The sequence below is a fragment of the Melittangium boletus DSM 14713 genome (assembly GCF_002305855.1).
In the GTDB taxonomy this organism is placed as follows: Bacteria; Myxococcota; Myxococcia; order Myxococcales; family Myxococcaceae; genus Cystobacter; species Cystobacter boletus.
The window spans coordinates 3,336,927-3,351,051 of the sequence record NZ_CP022163.1; the positions used below are offsets into that span (position 1 = coordinate 3,336,927).

The window sequence follows — 14,125 nt, forward strand, 5'->3', positions numbered from 1 at the left end:
CGGGTGTGCCAAGGGCCAGGCCCGAGCCCGGGAGCAAGGGAAACCAAGGGGTTGGCGAAAGCGGGACGTGCGCGAGGGGCCTCGGAAAACCGAGGGTCCTCGGGAACACATGGGCGAAAAACCGGCGGGAGCCGCGCCTAGGCCTGGCGCCCCGCCAACAGGTGGCTCAGCTCGCGCGCCACCTGGGCGCACCGCGCGGCATCCTGGGACTCGAGCGCGACGCGGCCCGTGTCCAGCAGGGAACGCACGTTGGCCGCGGCCGTCTCGTTCTGCTCACCGGGGTTCTCCTCGGCGGAGTGCTGCAGCAACCTCGCCAGCTTCTCGCCGCGCTCCAGGAGCTTGCGGAACTTGTCCTCGGACTTGCGCGCGTCCACCTGGGCCTGCTTCTGGGAGTAGGCGGCCTGCTCCTTGACGAGCCGGTCCGCTTCCGGGGCCGGCAGGTGGGGCCGGGCCTCCACGCGCACCTGCTCGCTCAGGCCCGTCTGCAGGTCCACGGCGCGCACCGCGAGGATGCCCTCGTTGGACAGCTCGAACGTCACCTCCAGGGGCGTATCCGCGCGCGAGCCCGCCTGGAGGTTGCGCAGCACCAGCTCCCCGAGCTTGCGGTTCTCGTCCTGCAGGTCGCTCTCGCCCTGGTAGATGGGGATGCGCGCTTCCTTCTGGTTGTGGCTGCCCGGGTGGAAGAGCTCCTTGGCCACCACGGGCACCGAGCGGTTGCGGGCGATGAGGCGGCGCACCTTGCCCCCGAGCACGCCCACGCCCAGCGAGTTGCCCACCACGTCCAGGAGCAGCGCCGCGCCGGCCTGACTCGTCAGCTCATCGGAGTGGATGGCCGCGCCCAGGGCCACGGCCTCGTCGGGGTTGACCTCGGTGGAGGCCGCCTTGCCGAAGAAGTCCGACACCAGCCGGCGGATGAACGGCACGCGCGTCATGCCCCCCACCAGCAGCACCGCGTCCACCCGCGAGGGCTCCATGCGCGCATCGCGCATCACCGACTCGCACACCGCCAGGCACCGCTTGGAGAGCGCCTCGCACAGCTGCTCGAAGAAGGAGCGCGTGAGGGCCGTCTCCAGGCCCGTGAACTTGCGCGTGGGCTGCGAGTGGTCCCCCAGGCCCCCGAGCGAGATGAGGGTTTCCTCGTACTCGGACAGCTCGCGCTTGGCCTGCTCGGCGGCGACCTTGAGCTTGTGCATGGACGTCACGTCGCGGTGCACCTGCTCGCGGAAGGGCTCCTCCACCTGGGCGAGCAGCCAGTCGACGATGCGCAGATCGAAGTCCTCGCCGCCCAGCGCCGGGTCGCCTCCGGTGGCCTTCACCTCATAGACGCCGTCGGTGACCTCCAGCACGGTGACATCGAAGGTGCCTCCGCCCAGGTCGAACACGAGCGCATGGCCCTCGAAGCCCCGCGACAGCCCGTAGGCGAGCGCCGCGGCGGTGGGCTCGTTGATGAGGCGCAGCACGTCCAGGCCGGCGATGGCGGCCGCCTCGCGCGTGGCCTGGCGCTGGCCGTCATCGAAGTTGGCCGGAACGGTGATGACGCACTGGCTCACCTCCCGGCCGAAGTAGGCCTCCGCGTCGAGCTTGAGCTCGCCCAGGATCATCGCCGCCACCTGGGTGACGGGCACGGTGCGCCCGGCCATCTTCACGCGCACGTCCCCGGTGGTGCCGCCCATCAGGGGATAGGGCACCACGGCGCGCGCCGACTGGAGCAATTCCGGGGTGAAGCGCCGCCCGATGAAACGCTTGGTGGCCCACACAACGCAGTCCGGGTGCTCCTCGGCCAGGGTCTGCGCCGGGACGCCCACGACGCGCTCGGCCGTCCGGGGGGTGAGCCCCACCACGGAGGGCGTCAGACGGCCTCCGGCGCGGGATGGGATGAGGCGCGGCTGGCCGCCCTCCACGGTGGCCACCGCGCTGTTGGTGGTGCCCAGATCGATGCCGATGACGGGGTCGCGCATGGTCCGAGAGTCCATGATACGCCGGGGAAGCGGGGTTCCAGGGAACCTCTTTTCACGCCAACCCCACCCCGGGTCCACAGGGGAACTTATGGCACACTCCGGGTGCGGCATGCACCCGGCATTGCCCCCAACCGGGGGGCGTGCTAAGCGCGCCGCGCCATGGTGAACGTGTCTATTGCCCGCCGCTACGCCCGTGCTCTTCTCGACGTCGCCACCGAGGCGGGACGTGCGGACGCCGTGTCCGACCAGCTGTCGACCTTCGCCGGCCTCCTGGCCGACAACCGCGAGTTGGCGGACGTGCTCTTCAACCCGGCCTTCACCGCCTCGCAGCGCAGCCGCGTGGTGGAGGGTTTGATCCAGGCGAGCGGAGCCCTGGAGCCCGTGCTGGCCAACACCCTGCGCCTGCTGGTGGATCGCAACCGGCTCGCCTACCTGCCGGACATCGCCCGCCTCTACCGCGACATGGCGGATGCCCAGGCGGGACGGGTGCGCGGCCACGTGACCAGCGCGGTGCCCCTCACCCTGGACGCCGTGCAGAAGCTCTCGGAGAGCCTGCGCGCCCTCACCCAGCGCAACGTGGTGCTCGAGCCGCGCGTGGACCCGAACGTGCTCGGAGGCATCGCCGCCCAGGTGGGCAGCACCCTCTACGACGGCACCCTGCGCACCCAGCTGGAGCAGATGCGCCGCGAGCTCAAGCAGCGCTAGCCCGCCTGGGCTCGGGCCAGGAGGGAAGCCGCCCTGTCGGCTTCCATCCATTTCCCTGCAAGCCCGGTATTTCCAGAGCGCCTGGGACAAGCTATGGTGGCCCCTACGGGCCCCGCCCGTCCCTTCCCAGCCATGGCGCAGCCTGTTCCCCAACGTTCTTCTTCGGCTTCCCGGACCGCCTCTGTGCCAGAGGAGGCCATGTCGTGTCTGGGGGCGCTCCTCCAAGTGCCGGGCCTGGGTCTGGCCTTCCTGGACACGGGGCTGTGCTTCCGCTTCGTCAACAACGCCCTCATCGCCCAGAGCGCGCTGCCCAGCGGCGCGTACGAGGGGCGGACGGTCGGCGAGGTGTGGCCGATGCTGGCGGCGGCGCTGACGCCGCTCTTGAACCGGGCCCTCTCGGGTGAGCCCGTGCTGGGCGCGTACATCTCCGGCCCCCTGGGCGCTCCCGGCGGCGGGGTGCGGCACCTGCGCTTCTCCCTGCTGCCCGCGAGCACGGGCGGCCTGCGCTCGGGCGTGAGCCTGATGCTCGAGGACGAGACGGCGCGCGTCGCCCAGGACATCGCCCTGCGCGAGAACGAGGCGCGGCTGCGCGACCTCGCCGCGGTGTCCTGTGACGGCTACTGCCTGCACGAGGGCGGCACCATCCTCGAGGCGAGCAGCGCACTGGCCAACCTGTTGAGCACCACGCCCGAGGACATGGTGGGCCAGTCACTCGTGCGGTGGATCGCCCCCGAGTCGCGCGAGACGGTGCAGCGCGCCACGGCCCGGCAGGTGGTGGCCCCCTACGAGGCGACCGCCCTGCGCTCCGATGGCAAGCGGCTCTTCGTGGAAGTCCTTGGACGCCCCACGACCTACCGCGGCCGGGAGGTGCGGATGGTGACCGTGTGGGACATCGGCGCGCGCAAGGCCGCCGAGGAAGCCGCGGCCCGTGCCGATACCTTCCGCGAGCAGTTGCTGGGCGTGGTGGGGCACGACCTGCGCTCGCCGCTCTACGCCATCCAGCTCAGCGTGGGCGCGCTCGAACGCGGTGGAGAGCTGAGCGAGTCCCAGTCCCGGCAGGTGAGCCACGTGGCCACGGCCACCCGGCGCATGGAGCGGATGATCCACGAGCTGCTGGACTACACCCGCGCGCGGCTCGCCGGAGGCATCCCCGTGCGCGCCACGCCGCTGAGCCTGGACAAGCTCCTCGATCGCGTGGTGGAGCAGTACCAGGTCTCCCACCCCCAACGGACCGTCATCCGCAAGGTGGAGGGCGACATGCGGGGCACCTGGGACGAGTCCCGGCTCGTCCAGCTGCTCGACAACCTGGTGGGCAACGGCCTGCAGCACAGCCCCGTGGAGACCCCCGTCGAGGTGCGCCTCGCGGGCTCCGCGGATGGGATGACGCTGTCGGTGCGCAACGAGGGCCCCCCGGTGCCCCTGGAGGATCGCGCCACGCTCTTCGAGCCCTTCAAGCAGGGCAAGCGGGCCTCCGCGGATGGGCTCGGGCTGGGCCTGTATATCGTCCGGCAGATCGCCACCGCCCATGGGGGCCGCATCTCCGTGGAGTCCGGCGTGGGGCTGGGCACGCGCTTCGTCGTCTGGCTGCCCCGGCACGCCCCGGGCACCTGAGTCGCCGCCCCCCCCGGGTCAGCCCCACTTACCGGGTGGATGATCCTCGGCGTTCTCCCGGCGGGCCTTGCGCGTTGCGGTGGCCCGGGAGCGCATGCTAAGGGGCCCCCCGACGACTTTGAGGTATCCCCGGCGGCACCCCACTGGCCGCCCCGTGCCAAGGACGCAAGATGGAAATCCGCGCCGACGAGATCAGCAGAATCATCCGCGAGCAGATCAAGGACTACGGCAAGAAGGTCACCGTTGCCGAGACCGGGACCGTGCTGTCCGTGGGCGACGGTATCGCCCGCATCTACGGCCTCGAGGGTGTGCTGTCGGGTGAGCTGGTGGAGTTCTCCAACGGGGTCAAGGGCCTGGTGCTCAACCTCGAGGAGGACAACGTCGGTGTCGCCATCATGGGTGACTTCAAGGACATCCGCGAGGGTGACACCGTGAAGCGCACCGCGCAGATCGCCTCCGTGCCCGTGGGCAAGGGGCTGCTGGGCCGCGTGGTGAGTCCGCTGGGCGAGCCGCTCGACGGCAAGGGCCCCATCCAGTCCACCGAGACGCGCCGTCTCGAGGTGAAGGCCCCCGGCATCGTCAAGCGCAAGAGCGTGCACGAGCCCCTGCAGACGGGCATCAAGGCCCTGGACGCCCTGGTGCCGATCGGCCGCGGTCAGCGCGAGCTCATCATCGGTGACCGTCAGACGGGCAAGACGGCCGTCGCCATCGACGCCATCATCAACCAGAAGGGCCTCAACGTTTACTGCGTGTACGTGGCCATCGGCCAGAAGCAGTCCACGGTGGCCCAGGTGGTGGAGAAGCTGCGCAGCTCGGGCGCGCTCGAGTACACCGTGGTCGTGGCCGCCAACGCGTCCGACCCGGCGCCCATGCAGTTCTTCGCGCCCTACGCGGGCGTCGCCATCGGCGAGTACTTCCGCGACAACAAGATGCACGCCCTCATCGTGTACGACGACCTGTCCAAGCAGGCCGTGGCGTACCGCCAGCTCTCGCTGCTGCTGCGCCGTCCGCCGGGACGCGAGGCCTACCCGGGCGACGTGTTCTTCATCCACAGCCGCCTGCTCGAGCGCGCCGCCAAGCTGTCCGACGCCGAGGGCGCCGGCTCCCTCACCGCGCTGCCCATCATCGAGACGCAGGCCGGTGACGTGTCCGCCTACATCCCGACGAACGTCATCTCCATCACCGACGGGCAGATCTTCCTCGAGACGGACCTGTTCTTCTCCGGCGTGCGTCCCGCCATCAACGTGGGTCTCTCCGTGTCGCGCGTGGGCAGCGCGGCGCAGATCAAGGCCATGAAGCAGGTGGCCGGTACCCTCAAGCTGGACCTGGCGCAGTACCGCGAGCTGGCCGCCTTCGCCCAGTTCGGCTCGGACCTGGACAAGGCCACCCAGGAGACGCTCGCGCGCGGCGCCCGCCTCGTGGAGGTCCTCAAGCAGGGCCAGTACGAGCCCATGCCCGTCGAGAAGCAGGTCATGCAGCTCTACGCCGCCACCAACCGCGAGGACGCGAACAAGCGCGGGTGGATCCGTCAGGTGCCGGTGAGCGACGTGGTGCGCTGGATGAAGGAGTTCATCGAGTACACCGACAGCCGTCACCCGAGCCTCGCCACGGACATCCAGAACAAGCGCGAGCTCACGGCGGAGATCAAGACCACGCTGAACAAGGCCATCACCGAGTTCAACGATCTGTTCCAGCCCACGGCCGGCGCGAAGATCTAAGCCGCACCGCCCGCTGTTGAAGCACCGCCCGGCCCCGCGCCCCTCCTGGGAACGCGGGGCCGATGCGTTTGGGGGGCTCCCTCAGGAGATGACCTTGCCGGCCACCGCGAGCGCCTTGTCGAGGTAGCCCACGAGCTCGCCCAGGCGCTTCACGCACTGGGTCGCCGACTCCAGGTCCTGGGCGCTCCGGGCGAGCGCTTCGTTCGTCTCCGTCAAGGCGGTGCCCGCCCGCTGGAACTCGGCGGAGCCCGCGTCGAAGCGCGCCCCCAACAACCGCATGAGCTGCTCGCGCAGCCGCTTGCCCTGGGCGAGGTATTCAGCACGCGCCATGGACGGCACGGCACCACTCATCGACAGGTCGAAACAGCGCTCGATGAGCTGGGTCAACGTCTGGGTATCGAAGAGCATGGGCGGCTACTCCTTCACGGGCGTGCGGATGGCCTGGACGGCGGCGGAGGCGATGTCCACCCGGCCCTTGAAGGCCTGCATGGCGCTGGACAGCTCCTCGAAGGACTGCAGCTGCCGATCGGAGCGGGCGAAGCGCAGCAGGGCCTCGTGCGCGTCGCGCAGGGCCCGCGCCAGCTCCACGGGATTGGCCACCACCAACGCCTCGTACACGGTGGCGGACTGGCGGATGTCCTCGATCACCGCGCGGCGCTCGGCGAGCGAGAGCGTGCCGCGCTGGAGGTTGTAGTACATGACCCGGGAGGCCACGGCCTGTTTGGCGCCCGTGAGCCGCTGCGGCCCGAGCACCTCCACCAGGTCCGCCTCCAACAAATCCAGCAGCGCCGTCACCTGGGGAGCCCCCCGCTGGATGCCCTCCTGGAGCACCTGGCCCTGCTTGTTCTCCAGGTAGAGCGACGTCACCACGCCCACCAGCGTCGTCACCGGCGCCACGTAGCGGCCCGCGGTGGAGTCGCCCTTGCCCGACAGCTTCTCCAACTGGAGGCCCAGCGTGCCCAGTTGCGCGCCCAGCGCCTGGGCGCCCTCGGGCAGCTTGCCCGCGTCCTCCGAGCCCGCCAGCGTGGCCAGCCGCTCGGCGTAGGTGCCCAACAGGGCGATGGCGTCCATGCGCGCCTGGATGGACTCGGGGGAGAAAAGTTTGCCCAGCAAGGGCGTGGGCTGTCCGGCCGCGTCCGAGGCCAGCACCTCCAACCCCACGTCGTACAGGCGCTCGTCGAGGTAGAGGTCCCGCTCGAAACGGTTGAGCTCGGCGTAGTACTTGCCGAGGGCGACGCTCGCCGAGGTGTTGGCTTCCTTGAAACGGGCCACCGGCTCCCGGAAGCTGCCCGGCGTCTTGCACCCCGGCAGCAGCGCGAGCACGAGCACGAAGGGTACCCCCGCGCCCGGTACGGCCCAGGTCCTGCATCGCCTCCAGTTCATCCCTTCCCCCATCGCGTCGTTCGGAAGAAGGGCAGCCTAGCGCGTCCCGGGGACGGAGGGGTCCTCAGCCCTCCAGGCGCGGGAGGATGGCGCGCAGACTCGGGTCCATGCCGCCCCGGGCCCCGAGCGCCGCGATGGCCCGGCGCTCGTACTCCAGCGCGTTCTTCCGCATGACGTACTGCACCCGCGCCCCGAGCGCCGCCGGCATCGCCAGGTCCAGCTCGTAGATGTCACCGGCCACCAGCGTCGTCTCCGGCGAGGTGCCCGTCTCCTTCCAGATGCGGCACAGGGCGTCGTAGTAGCGGCCCCGGCGCAGGTAGATGGGGCGCACCAGCGCGTCCACCGTCGACGTCTCGGGCAGGCCCCCGAAGAGCGCGTCGGGCTCCGTGGGCGGCTCGATGAGGAACTTGCGCGCGTTGCCCGACACCCGCAGCCGCTCGCGGCCCCGCGGCGCGAGCTTCGTGAGCTTCGCCTCCACCGTGTCCGTGTGCGCGTTGGTCACCACCGTCACGGGCAGGCCCGTGTCCAGCAGCGCCTCCAGCACCTCCTTCGCCTCGGGCTTGAAGGCCACCGCCACCTGCGCGTACGCCTCGCGGTAGAGCGTGTCCAACAGCGCCACCCGCTCGGCCTTGTCCGGCAGCACCCCCAGCCTGTCGCACAGCCGCCGCGCCACGAAGTTGGACAGCAGGAACGGATCCGCCGTGGCGGGAGCCACCGTGCGCCCTCCCACCTCCCAGCCATGCTCCTCGTTGCTGGAGGACACCTCGGCCTCCACCTCGTCCCAGCCCGCCTCCCCCACGTCTCGGCCCAGGACCTCGGACAGGCGCCGGCGGAAGTGCTTCACGAAGGGCGCCCCCTCGGCCGCCACGTCCGTGAACGTCCCATCGAAATCCAGCACCACGCATCGAATCGCCATCGCTCCCAGTCCCTCTCTGTGTGCGCGAACGCACAGTGTGCCCCATGGGAGCGCGGCCGGCAAAGCGGCACCGGGCATGTCAGACCCCCCCGCTAGAAGAGGAGGTGGATGCCACGGCGGTCCCCTGGGAAGGCCACCGGGGCGTTCCTCTGCAACACGCTTCACGTCCGCCCGGGTCCCCCCCGAGGCGGTGGAGGCGGCGCGCCCGGTCCCCTCCCCGGACGCGCCGCCTTTACTTTTTCCTGGCGAACGCTCCCCCCGCCCCCAAGCCCACTGAGCGACACGCCCACCCACTTCTCCTTGAGACCCACCCGGAAGTCCCGAATACATTCGGCCTTCCAACAATCCCCGGGTGGAGGCCCATGGACATCACAGTGGACGAGCTGGAGGAGCGCCGGAGCACCCGGTGGACGGGGTGGCTCCTCCTGGGCACGCTCGGCGTGGTGGCCGCGGGAGGCTGGGGCGCGTCCCGCTCCATCTCCGCCCTGGTGACGCGCACGGAACAGCTGGAGCGCGAGGCCGCCGAGTCCGAGGCCCGCGTCGAGGAGCTCCAGGTGCTGCGCGAGGGGCTGACGCGGCGGGTCCGCCTGCTGGAGCAACAGCAGCAGCGCGCCCAGGTCTCGCACCGCGCGGCGTCCGCCAGACGCGCCGGAGAGCTGTCCGCCCGGCGTGACGCGGCGCGTCTGGCCTTGGAAACCACCCTGAAGGAGGAGCGGGAGCGGGGCATCGTCTACCTGGAAGAGGCCGAGGGCCAGCTCCGGGTGGGACTCGTGGATCCCCTGCTCTTCGCCCCCCAGGGAACGGAGCTGACGCCCGAGGGCGAGGCCCTGCTCACCCGCGTGGGCGCGGCGCTGAACGTGGACGGGCACCTCGTGCAGGTGGCGTCCTATCCGGACGCCTCGCCCTCCCCCACCGCCTGGGAGCTGTCCACCGCCCGCGCGGTGACGGTGACGCACCAGCTCGCGCGGACGTCGAAACTGCCGCCGGAGCGGCTGGTGGCCATGGGCTACGGTCCCTCGCGTCCGGTGGGACTCGAGGAAGCCCCCACGCCCACGCCCCGGCTGGAAGTGCGGCTCGTGCCCGCGCCCGCGCTGGACGCGGCCCGGGCTCGCGCGGTGGGCCGGCGCTGAGCGCCCTTCCCCTCCCCGGCGAGCCCGGGGAGAGGCACGGCGCCCGGCTCACGTGCCCGACAGACCGTCCGCGGCCGAGTCCAGGGGCGCGGCGGCCGGAGCCGACGCGGTGGCCTCGGGCTTCTTGCCCTTGCGCTTGGGCGGCGGCGCGAGCTTCGGCGCCGAGCCGAACAGCCGCTCGTACGTCTCCGGGGTGTTGATGTTGACGATGACGCCCGGATCCTTCACCGAGATGCGGCGCAGATTCAGGCCGCGCACGGCCCCCTCCAGCTGCGTCTCGCCCGAGTCCGCCTCCCGCAGCCGCTCGGCGGCCGCGCGCGAGAGGATCAACGGATAGCCCGGCGCCCCGTCGAACTCGGGCCGCAGCCCCTCCAGCGACTCCCCGAGCGCCTTGAGCAGCGTCTTGAGGGTGGTGGCGCGCACGGCGGGCATGTCCACCGGGTGCAACAACACCACGTCCGCGCCCTCCTCGAGCGCCGCGTCCAGGCCCGCCTTCACCGAGCTGAGCTGGCTCTCGTGCCACCGCTCGTTCTCCACCAGGTGGACCGCCGGGTGCTGCTCGCGCACCGCGTCGGCGTCCTTGCCCAGCACCGCGAGCACCGCACAGCCCGCCTTGCCGAACGTCGACGCGAGCGACTGGAGAAAACTCTTGCCCCCCTCATGCTCGACGAGTGCCTTGGAATGCCCCAATCGCCTGGCCTCGCCCGCTGCGAGAATGATCGCCACTGCCTTCATACCCACGCCTCCTCAGCCCCCAACGGTTGGCGTGGGGGCGACCCTCTACACCCTGGCAAGCCCGGAAGCTTCTGGCCGTGTCCTGGAGGGCAGCCCGTCGGGAAGACAGCACTTGGCGGTGATGAGTTGTTCACCACAGTGCCCCCCTTTCCCCCGACCCGGACCCACCTCCACCCGGCTAGTGCAACCAGGACTCGGACCGCGTCCGCTCCAAAGGCGACACCGCCTCGGAGTCGGCTCCGGCCCCTGCAATTCCTTCTGAAGCGAGCGCCGCGCGGGCGTTCAGAATTTCAGTCATCCGCACCAACGGAAGCGTGTTGCCCAGACGGCGCAACTCCTCTTCCGACACATGACCGAGCACTTCGCCCCGGCGCTCATCCACCACGGGCAACACGAGCACGCCGTGACGGTGCATGACCTCGAGCGCGCGCATCACCGTATCGCGAGGATAGAGGAGGATGTCGGGCATCGTGTCGTTCTGGAGCTGTGCCGTGTCGTGCGTCATGATGAACCCCCGAAGAAGAAAGCCACCCAGCGATCAGAAGCCTTAGCAATCTCCTTGCCGCTCACCGGCCACGAGGGCCTGTGCCAGAGTCGCGGCATGCACGCTCGTCCGCTTGTCCTCCTGCTCGCTGGCCTCGGCACGGCCTGCGCCCACACCGACCCACGCCTCTGGGATGCCGCGCTCGGACTCGATCGGCCCGACCGGACGGCGCAGGCGGAGGAAACCCTGAACCATGCGGGGGCCGAAGGCATCGACGTCCTCCTGCGGACGGCGCGCGCGGGAGGCGAAAGCACCGCCCTACAGGCAGTGCTGCTCACCCAGCCCTGCCCCGCCCTGTATCTGGGACTCCACCCCGGACACCGGGAGCGGGACACGCGAAGCCCCTCCCTCTCCGCCGCCCGCCTCCTGGCACGCCGCGCCCTCGCCGAGCCCCCGCTGCTCCAGCGGCTGGTGTCCTCGCCGGAGCCCTTCGAGCGCCAGCTCGCGTTCGCCTCGCTGGCGGGCGAACCCACGACCCTGCTCGCCACGCTGCCCCGGCTGGAGCACGAGCACGATGCGCGCGTCCTGATGTCCGCCGAACAGGCCCTGAGCTGCGCCGGTTTCGTGCGCACGACAACGGCCTCCGCCGCGAGCCCCGAGGCGCTGCGGGCCGGACAGCGGCGACTGGAAGAGTGGATGAAGGCGCGGCTGCCCGAGCGGCGATGTGACACGCCCGCGGACATGAAGGGTGAGCAGCAGGAAGGGCTCGCCACGGGCGCCTGGTCGGTGGCGGGATGGGGCTCCAGCGGCCACGAATTCACCCTGCACCTGGAGACGGACCAGGGCGTGCGGGTGAACCTCGGGCCGGCCTGCGCGCTCGCGATGTACGACGCGCTGGCGCACCGCGGCGTGTACCTGTCCGGACTCGTGTTGCCCCTGGGCACCGAGGCGTGGCTCTCGAGGGACATCCGCCAGGAGGCCGCCCGGCGCGCCATCACGGACTTGAGCCATTACCCGGAGTCACAGCGCAACCGCATCGCCGCGGAGCTCGTCAACGCGGGCCATGAGGTGCCGGTGAACGTCGCCTTCCAGGCGGACAACACCTTCGCCCAGGCCGAGGAGCTGGAGGCCGCCGCGAGGCAGAAGCAGCCGGGAGCACGGCCCTCCATCGAGCGGTACGTCTTCTGCCGGGGCACGTTTGGCACCTCGGGCATTTCGCTGCTCGGCTACGTGGCCACGCCCGAGGCCGCCCAGAGCGCCTACGAACTCGCCACGCGCTGCCCGGGTGCCCTGGGGGAGGCGACGACGGCCCTGGTGCGCCTGGAGGACACGCGGGCCGTGGAACTGCTCGGCCCGGCCCTGGAGAACCCAGGCTTCGCCCGGGACGAACTGATCCTCGCCCTCCTCGAGCACGCCACTCCCGCCGTGCACGAGAAGCTACGCGCGCTGGAGGCGGGCGGCTCCCAGGAGGCGGCGGGAATCCTCCAACGGATGCGCGAGCGGGCGGACGAGCCCCGCTGAGCGCGCCTACTTCTTCTTCACCGACTCCACGAGCTTGCGGAAGCCCTTCTCCGCGCCGTTCACGGTGCGCTCGGAGCCGGTGAGCTTGAAGAAGAGCGGCCCCTCGGGCCCCTCGACGATGGCGCCCAGCAGACGCGAGCCCGGCTTGGGCGAGGAGGGACCCATCATCGGGCCACCACCCGTATAGGTGCCCTTGACGTCCACCGTGGTGATGGACAGGCCATTGAGCGTCTCCTTCTTGGTGCGCGTCTCCTTGTCCGTCACCGCCGTGCCATCCGGCTTCTGGAACTGGCCCACCCAGCGCTTCACGTTGGCGTCCACGTCGCCACCCTGGCCCGGGCCGAAATAGAAGACGGCCAGCTCGGCCGAGTCCGTGTCCCCCTTGGCGGGGGCGATGCGGTAGGTGGCCGCGCGCATGGGCCGCGCGGGCTGGGCCTCCCAGTCCTTGGGCGCCGTCCAGGTGAGGCCACCGGCCTCGGGCGCGGCCGGCTGCGCGGCTTGCGCGGGCGGAGCGGCCTGCGTCTTTTGCGGCTGGGCCTCGGCCACACCCACGGCCGACAGGAGCGTCATCACACCGAGAAGTCTTTTCATGGGCACAACCTAACCCGCCTCCGGCCTCGCGGCATGTTCCCGTGCTAGAGGGGCGGAGTCTGTTTTCCCCTCCTGATTCTTCCCTGGAAGAGGTGGACGTGAGCCGTCAGAAGCCCGGACGCAACGAGCCCTGCCCCTGCGGCAGTGGCAAGAAGTACAAGGCCTGCCACGCGGCGGAAGACCGGGCGCGCGAGGCGGCGGCCCCCCCCGCGGCGTCTGGCCACCCGCTCGCCGGGGAGCTCCAGGAAGCCATGGAGATGCTGCGCGGCGAGGACCTGGCGCGCGTCTCCAGCACCCTGGAGCACCTGGGCACCCTGCTGACGAAATGGGGCCCCGCGCCTGGCCTGCGCTTCGATGGCCCGCTCTTCCACACCCACGTGTCGCGCCAGCTCGACAAGCTGGAGGACGCCGTGGAGCGAGACCCGGCCCAGGCGCGCAACGCGCTGCGGCTGAGCACCGTGCGCGAGCTGGGCACGCGCGCCTTCCTGGACAAGCTGCGCGCCACCCTGCTCGCGCGGGCCACCACGGCGGGCCTGTCTCCGGAGGACAAGCGAGCGCTGTGCCTGGGCGCGCTGCTCGCCTCCACCCCCAAGGATGGCCGCGTGCGCCCGGAGGACCGGCCGGTGCTGGACGTGGTGTTCAGCGCGCAGTTCCGCGAGTGGGGCGCCCAACACGGCCAGACCCTGGCGGCGGGCGTGGACACGGAGGGCGCGAACCTGTCCGACGAGGCGCGCGAGGCCCTGCGCCAGGCGGGCGAGGGCGACATGGACGCGCTGGTGAAGTACGTGGAGTCGGACCCCGGACTCGCCTCGCGCATCGCCCAGGAGGCCAAGGAGCGCGCGGCGCGGGTGGAGGCCACGATGCGCCAGCCCACCACCCCCTCGCTGCTCGCGCCCGAGGAACAGGTGTGGCTCACCAGCGTCCTCTGGGCGCCCTTGAACGCCCTCAAGAACCCGGACCTGGACGCGAAGGCCCGGAGCGCCGCGGTGTCGGGCTTCCTGGGCGCGGTGAGGAAGGCGCTGGAGTCCGACCAGGACTTCCTCGCGAACCTGCTCGAGCGCGTGCGTGCGCGCGCGAAGGACGCGGCGCTCGACGAGGGCACGCGCACCTTCTTCACCGACGCCGCCGTGGCCGTGGAGGCCGAGCCCGTGCGCATGGTGCTCGCCGCCATCCTCACCTCGCGCTCCGAGCCCGAGGCCCGCTCCGCCGAGGAGCAGGTGGTGCGCGCGGACCTCGAGGCCAAGACGCAGTGGACGGCCGAGGATCTGGAGCCCTACCGCGCGCTGCTCTCGGACATGAAGCTGCCCGCCGCCGCCGAACGCATCCACCGCGCCCAGGAGTGGCTGCGCGCCCACCCCATTACCCTGACGTAG

Annotated in this window: 13 protein-coding genes; 6 read left to right on the forward strand and 7 right to left on the reverse strand. The window is 71.1% G+C overall.

Features of this window, described 5'->3' with window-relative positions; all coding sequences use genetic code 11:
* Positions 1–137: 137 nt before the first annotated feature.
* Complete coding sequence (locus MEBOL_RS13945) at positions 138–1,958, reverse strand: Hsp70 family protein (protein ID WP_095982775.1); 1,821 nt, start codon at positions 1,956–1,958, stop codon at positions 138–140.
* Positions 1,959–2,117: 159 nt separating this feature from the next.
* Here MEBOL_RS13945 and atpH point away from each other — a divergent pair, with 159 nt between their 5' ends.
* From atpH to atpA, 3 genes are all read left to right on the forward strand, one after another.
* Complete coding sequence (gene atpH / locus MEBOL_RS13950) at positions 2,118–2,663, forward strand: ATP synthase F1 subunit delta (RefSeq protein ID WP_095977888.1); 546 nt, start codon at positions 2,118–2,120, stop codon at positions 2,661–2,663.
* Between the two features lie 198 nt (positions 2,664–2,861).
* A complete protein-coding gene (locus MEBOL_RS13955; RefSeq protein WP_245919737.1) occupies positions 2,862–4,274 on the forward strand; it encodes a sensor histidine kinase in 1,413 nt (470 codons plus the stop codon).
* A gap of 170 nt (positions 4,275–4,444) precedes the next feature.
* Positions 4,445–5,992, forward strand: coding sequence for a F0F1 ATP synthase subunit alpha (atpA, locus tag MEBOL_RS13960; protein ID WP_095977890.1), 1,548 nt, complete (start codon positions 4,445–4,447; stop codon positions 5,990–5,992).
* 81 nt (positions 5,993–6,073) lie between these two features.
* On the opposite strand, the gene MEBOL_RS13965 is transcribed toward atpA, so the two are convergent.
* The 3 genes from MEBOL_RS13965 to MEBOL_RS13975 all read right to left on the reverse strand — a co-directional run bounded on the left by MEBOL_RS13965 (position 6,074) and on the right by MEBOL_RS13975 (position 8,291).
* On the reverse strand, positions 6,074–6,400 hold the full coding sequence (locus MEBOL_RS13965) for a hypothetical protein (protein ID WP_095977891.1): 327 nt from the start codon (positions 6,398–6,400) through the stop codon (positions 6,074–6,076).
* A 6-nt stretch (positions 6,401–6,406) separates the two neighbouring features.
* Positions 6,407–7,375 (reverse strand): hypothetical protein, encoded by a 969-nt coding sequence (locus tag MEBOL_RS13970; RefSeq protein WP_157774945.1) that lies wholly within the window; start codon positions 7,373–7,375, stop codon positions 6,407–6,409.
* A 64-nt stretch (positions 7,376–7,439) separates the two neighbouring features.
* Positions 7,440–8,291: an HAD family hydrolase gene (locus MEBOL_RS13975; RefSeq protein WP_095977893.1), complete on the reverse strand. Its 852-nt coding sequence runs from the start codon at positions 8,289–8,291 to the stop codon at positions 7,440–7,442.
* A 362-nt stretch (positions 8,292–8,653) separates the two neighbouring features.
* On the opposite strand from MEBOL_RS13975, the gene MEBOL_RS13980 reads away from it, so the two are divergent.
* Entirely contained in the window at positions 8,654–9,421 is a 768-nt protein-coding gene (locus MEBOL_RS13980) for an OmpA/MotB family protein (protein ID WP_157774946.1), read from the forward strand.
* Between the two features lie 48 nt (positions 9,422–9,469).
* Here the strand turns inward: MEBOL_RS13980 and MEBOL_RS13985 are convergent, their stop codons facing one another.
* A complete protein-coding gene (locus MEBOL_RS13985) occupies positions 9,470–10,156 on the reverse strand; it encodes a nucleotidyltransferase family protein (RefSeq protein WP_095977895.1) in 687 nt (228 codons plus the stop codon).
* A 178-nt stretch (positions 10,157–10,334) separates the two neighbouring features.
* Positions 10,335–10,661, reverse strand: coding sequence for a CBS domain-containing protein (locus MEBOL_RS13990; RefSeq protein WP_179956416.1), 327 nt, complete (start codon positions 10,659–10,661; stop codon positions 10,335–10,337).
* 96 nt (positions 10,662–10,757) lie between these two features.
* On the opposite strand from MEBOL_RS13990, the gene MEBOL_RS13995 reads away from it, so the two are divergent.
* Positions 10,758–12,161 (forward strand): hypothetical protein, encoded by a 1,404-nt coding sequence (locus MEBOL_RS13995; protein WP_095977896.1) that lies wholly within the window; start codon positions 10,758–10,760, stop codon positions 12,159–12,161.
* Between the two features lie 6 nt (positions 12,162–12,167).
* On the opposite strand, the gene MEBOL_RS14000 is transcribed toward MEBOL_RS13995, so the two are convergent.
* The gene (locus MEBOL_RS14000; RefSeq protein WP_095977897.1) at positions 12,168–12,752 is read right to left on the reverse strand and encodes a hypothetical protein; all 585 of its coding nucleotides are present in this window, start codon (positions 12,750–12,752) and stop codon (positions 12,168–12,170) included.
* 98 nt (positions 12,753–12,850) lie between these two features.
* Between MEBOL_RS14000 and MEBOL_RS14005 the strand changes: the two genes are divergently transcribed.
* Positions 12,851–14,125, forward strand: coding sequence for a YecA family protein (locus MEBOL_RS14005; protein ID WP_095982776.1), 1,275 nt, complete (start codon positions 12,851–12,853; stop codon positions 14,123–14,125).

Coding starts and splice junctions, on each gene's coding strand:
- atpA (WP_095977890.1), top strand. CDS start 4,445: ATGGAAATCCGCGCCGACGAGATCAGCAGAATCATCCGCGAGCAGATC.
- MEBOL_RS13990 (WP_179956416.1), bottom strand. CDS start 10,661: ATGACGCACGACACGGCACAGCTCCAGAACGACACGATGCCCGACATC.
- MEBOL_RS13945 (WP_095982775.1), bottom strand. CDS start 1,958: ATGCGCGACCCCGTCATCGGCATCGATCTGGGCACCACCAACAGCGCG.
- MEBOL_RS14000 (WP_095977897.1), bottom strand. CDS start 12,752: ATGAAAAGACTTCTCGGTGTGATGACGCTCCTGTCGGCCGTGGGTGTG.
- MEBOL_RS13995 (WP_095977896.1), top strand. CDS start 10,758: ATGCACGCTCGTCCGCTTGTCCTCCTGCTCGCTGGCCTCGGCACGGCC.
- MEBOL_RS13975 (WP_095977893.1), bottom strand. CDS start 8,291: ATGGCGATTCGATGCGTGGTGCTGGATTTCGATGGGACGTTCACGGAC.
- MEBOL_RS13965 (WP_095977891.1), bottom strand. CDS start 6,400: ATGCTCTTCGATACCCAGACGTTGACCCAGCTCATCGAGCGCTGTTTC.
- MEBOL_RS13980 (WP_157774946.1), top strand. CDS start 8,654: ATGGACATCACAGTGGACGAGCTGGAGGAGCGCCGGAGCACCCGGTGG.
- MEBOL_RS13985 (WP_095977895.1), bottom strand. CDS start 10,156: ATGAAGGCAGTGGCGATCATTCTCGCAGCGGGCGAGGCCAGGCGATTG.
- MEBOL_RS13955 (WP_245919737.1), top strand. CDS start 2,862: ATGTCGTGTCTGGGGGCGCTCCTCCAAGTGCCGGGCCTGGGTCTGGCC.
- atpH (WP_095977888.1), top strand. CDS start 2,118: ATGGTGAACGTGTCTATTGCCCGCCGCTACGCCCGTGCTCTTCTCGAC.
- MEBOL_RS13970 (WP_157774945.1), bottom strand. CDS start 7,375: ATGAACTGGAGGCGATGCAGGACCTGGGCCGTACCGGGCGCGGGGGTA.